Source organism: Pseudomonas sp. NPDC089530 (assembly GCF_050280705.1).
In the GTDB taxonomy this organism is placed as follows: domain Bacteria; phylum Pseudomonadota; class Gammaproteobacteria; order Pseudomonadales; family Pseudomonadaceae; genus Aquipseudomonas.
In genome coordinates this window covers 1-4,394 of sequence record NZ_JBNNVU010000171.1, presented here as the reverse complement: position 1 = coordinate 4,394, position 4,394 = coordinate 1, and the positions used below count along the sequence as shown (strand labels likewise).

Sequence of the window (4,394 nt, the reverse complement as noted above, 5' to 3'; positions counted from 1 at the left end):
CGACCGGTTCCGCTGCCTTGGCGGGAGTCTCGACGGGCGCGGGCGCCACCGGCTCCGGCACCACGGGATGGCTTTTCGGGCAGAAAAACCAGTAGCCTTGAGCTGGCCCTTGGTGATCACGTAGTGCAGGTCGAGGTTGAGCCGGCCCTTGCGGATCCGGTACCCGGCGAACTTGCCGGAATAGGGGGTCAGGGTAGTCAGTTCGACGCGTTTGAAACTGGTGGCGATGTCCAGCGCGGCCATCGGGTCGAACGGGTTCACGCTGCCCTTGATGGTGACCGGCGCATAGCGGTCGACCTTGCCCTTGACATCGACGCTGGCCGGCTTCGCCTCGCGGCTGTCGATGGTGCCGATCTGGCCGTTGAGTTGCTGGATGGCCGTGGCGAAGTTGGGGGTCAGGCTGAAGTCGGCGAAGTTGGCCGAGCCGTCCTTGATGGCGATCTGGCCGATATGGATACCCAGGGGTTTTTCCTGGCTGGCGGCCGGCTTGGCGGCGGTCTTCGGCGCGCTGTCGGCCGGTTGCGGGATCAGCAGGTCATCGATGTTGGTGGTGCGGTCATCGTTGATCATGAAGCGCGCATAGGGCTGCTGCAGGTTGACCTTGTCGATCGCCAGGCTGTTGCCATGCTGGTAGTTCAGGCCTTCGAGCACCAGTTGCTGCCATTTCACGAAGTCGCGGGTCTTCAGGGTGTCCAGGGTGTGCAGTTGGTCTACCTGGGCGCGGCCGGTCACGCTGAAGGTCAGGGGATCGATGTTTTTCAGGTCTACCGCCAGGTCGCTGCCGAGCATGCCGCTACGCAGTTCCAGGCGAATGAACGGGCTGATGTAGGACTGGGCGACCCGCAGGTCGATGTCCCTGGTTTGCACTGCCAGCTTGGCCGTGACCGGCTGCAGGTTGACCACGCCGCTGGCGAGGACCTTGCCCTGTTTACCCAGCCCGGTGTCGAGCTTGAGGTTGAAAGGCGACTGGTTGAGGCTGTCGAAGTTCTGCACGTCGAGGTTCAGCGGGCCGACCTCCAGGGCCACGGCCGGCTTGGCCTTGCGGTCCGCCAGGTGTACCTGGTAATTGCGCAGTTGCACGTCCTTGAGCAGCACCTGCCAGGGCTTGCTCGGCGCCGGGGCGGCCGGTGGCGGAGTATCGGCGGCGGCCGGAGCGGGTTTGGCCGCAGGCTTGGCCGGTTGGCTGGCGAACAGTTTCTGCCAGTCCAGCTGGCCATCGGCTTCGAGGGCGGCCCAGGTTTCCAGTTTCTGGCTGCGGATCTTGCCGACCACCACTTGCTGCTTGGCCAGGTCGACCGTGGTTTCGCTGACGTCCAGGCGCTCCAGGCGGGCCAGTGGCCGGCCATCGGGAGCCTTGATGGCGAACGGGGCGATGCTCACCGAGGCATCGCTGAGCAGCAATTCGGTTTCCTTGGCCAGGTTCAGCTTGTAGTGGGTGTCGAGGTTCAGCACGCCGTCTTCGAGAACCAGGGGCACCGCATCACGCACATAGGGCCACCAGAGCTTCATCTTGCCGTTGGTGACTTTCAGGGTGCCTTCGGAGGCGATCGGCGTCAGGCTGAAATTGCCGCTCCAGTCGATCTGCCCACCCTCGGGGCCTGCGGCCACCAGGGTCATGTCGGCGTTGTCGTCGGGCAGGGTGCTGAGGTTCTTCAGTTCCAGATCGAGCTTGTCGTACAGGAACTCGATGGGCTCGCTGGGACGTACATCTTCGAAGTGCACATAACCGCCCGCCAGTTTGATGCGCTCGATACGCAGCGGAAACGGCTTGGCCTCGGGATCGGTCGGAGTGGGTTCGCTGGCGGGCAGATTGAACAGGCCCAGCAGGTTGAGCTTGCCGTCCTTGGCGAACAGGATTTCGGTCTTGGGTTTGTCCAGCTCGACATCCGCCAGGTGCAGTGCGCGGGTCCACAGGCTGTCCAGTTGCAGGTTGGCGTAAAGCCGTTCGAAGGCCACCTGATCCTTGCCCGGCTCGCCGATATTCAGGCCCCAGAGGGTCAGTTCGAGGCTGAACGGATTGAGTTCGATACGCTGGATCTTGGCCGGGACCGTCGCGTAGTGGGCCAGTTGTTGATTGGCCACCCGCAGGGCAATGCCCGGCAAAATCAGAAAGCCCAACAGACTGTAAAGGGCGAGAGCGGTCAACAAGGCGCCGAGAGCGCGAATCAATCCTTTGGTCATGCGAGGCTTCATCTGTCTGGATCGGAAGTGCGTTGGAGTATGGCACGCGTTTCCGGTTCCGAAACAACCCCCTGGCTGTCGCAAACAGGATTGTTCAGATTCCCCGCCAGGGATCAGAGCTGCAGGATCAGGGTCTTGAGCGGCGGCTGCCGGTCCATGGACGGGAAGTCGCTGCCGGGTGTCAGCACCTGCCATTCGCGCACCGGGCGCCCGGCTTTCTCGGCACAGCGCAGCACCTGTTCGCGCCAGTCATCCATCGCCACCTTCGCCAGGTTGTTGCAGCAGATCAGCACGCCATTGTCGGCGGTGGCCAGCAGGGCTGGTTTGAGCAGGCTCTGATAATCGCGCAATAGATCGACCGTACCGAACGCACTCTTGGCCCAGGCCGGAGGGTCGAGCAGCACCAGGTCGTATTGGCGCTGTTCCAGGCGTGGGTAGCTGGGCAGCTTCTGCCCGCGGCGCTGAGTGATGGGCAGGCCCGCCAGTTGGCGGATAGCCGGGAAGTAATCCGACTGCACGAATTGCATGGCCGGCAGTTGTGGATTGAGCTGGCCGTTCTCGCGACCGACCGCCAGATTACCTTCGGCGAAATCCAGGTTGCACACCTCGCGGGCACCACCGGCCGCGGCACTCAGGCCGACCCCGCAGGTGTAGGCGAACAGGTTGAGCACGCTCTTGCCGGCGCTATGAGCCTTGACCCAGCCGCGGGCGTTGCGCAGGTCGAGAAACAGCAGCGGGTCCTGGCCGGCATGGCGACCGCGCACCCGATAGTTCAGCCCCCATTCGTGGCCGACCAGGTCCTGCAGCGCGTCTTCTTCGGCACGGTACACCGGGTCGGTCCGGTCGATGCGTGAATTGCCCTGGGAGCGGTCGTTGTAGACCAGCAGGGTGTCCAGGCCCAGGTGCTCGTGAATGGTTTCCTGCAGTTGCAGCAGGGCGTCCCGTTCCAGGGGCTGGTGAAAACTCTGTACCAGCAGCTGTGGGCCGTAACGGTCGACGGTCAGGCCCCCGGCGCCTTCCTGGCTGCCATGGAACAGCCGATAGCAATCGGTGCCTTGCTGGTGCAGCTCGACGAGCAGGTCCTGGCGACGATCGAGAGCGGCGCGCAGCGCCTGGTTCAAGGAAGACATGCGGGCGCCTTGCGAATGATTGGGCGGGGCAGTTTACCAGCTTCGTTTAGTGCTTGTAGGCGAGGCGCGCGGTGGTGGGCTTCTGTTGTCTGTAGGAGCGGCCGGTCGACGCTCCTACAGAAACCGTGGAGGTTAGCGTTCGATGGCCAGGGCCACGCCTTGGCCGCCACCGATGCACAGGGTAGCCAGGCCTTTTTTGGCGTCGCGCTTGAGCATTTCGTGGAGCAGGGTCACCAGCACCCGGCAGCCCGAGGCGCCGATCGGGTGGCCGAGGGCGATGGCGCCGCCGTTGACGTTGACCTTGCTGGCGTCCCAACCCAGCTCCTGGCCCACCGACAGCGCCTGGGCGGCGAAGGCTTCGTTGGCTTCGATCAAGTCCAGTTGTTCCAGGGACCAGCCGGCCTTGTCCAGGCAGCGGCGGGTGGCGGAGACCGGGCCGATGCCCATGATCGCCGGGTCGACCCCAGCGTTGGCGTAGGCGGCGATCTTCGCCAGTACCGGCAGGCCCAGGGCACGGGCTTTCGCGGCACTCATCAGCAGCACCGCGGCGGCGCCGTCGTTCAGCGACGAGGCGTTGCCGGCGGTGACCGTGCCGTCTTTCTTGAACGCCGGCTTGAGCTTGCCCAGGGCCTCGGCGGTGGTGCCGGCGCGGGGCTGCTCGTCGGTGGCGAAGGCCACGGGCTCGCCCTTGCGCTGGGGAATCAGGATCGGGGTGATCTCATCGACGAAGCGCCCGCCTTCGATGGCGGCCACGGCCTTCTGCTGCGAGGCGGCGGCGAAGGCGTCCTGGGCTTCGCGGCTGATGCCGTATTTGTCCACCAGGTTCTCGGCGGTGATGCCCATGTGGTAGTCGTTGAACGCGTCCCACAGGCCGTCGCTGATCATGGTGTCGATCATTTGGCTGTGGCCCATGCGCAGGCCGGTGCGGGCACCGGGCAGCACGTAGTTGGCCAGGCTCATGTTCTCCTGGCCGCCGGCGATGATCACCTCGGCATCGCCGCAGCGGATGGCCTGGGCGCCCAGGTGCAGGGCCTTGAGGCCGGAGCCGCAGACCTTGTTCAGGGTCAGGGCCGGCACGGCGTG

3 protein-coding genes are annotated in these 4,394 nt (G+C 64.9%); all 3 read right to left on the bottom strand.

Annotation, left to right across the window (positions count from 1 at the left end; genetic code table 11):
• Nucleotides 1-2,181, bottom strand: a 2,181-nt coding sequence (locus tag ACQKQA_RS29685) for a DUF748 domain-containing protein (RefSeq protein ID WP_427564725.1), incomplete at its 3' end; no start/stop codon positions are given.
• A gap of 113 nt (nucleotides 2,182-2,294) precedes the next feature.
• Nucleotides 2,295-3,311: a class I SAM-dependent rRNA methyltransferase gene (locus ACQKQA_RS29680; protein WP_427564724.1), complete on the bottom strand. Its 1,017-nt coding sequence runs from the start codon at nucleotides 3,309-3,311 to the stop codon at nucleotides 2,295-2,297.
• Nucleotides 3,312-3,443: 132 nt separating this feature from the next.
• Nucleotides 3,444-4,394: acetyl-CoA C-acyltransferase (locus tag ACQKQA_RS29675; RefSeq protein WP_427564723.1), on the bottom strand; the 951-nt coding region annotated here is incomplete at its 5' end.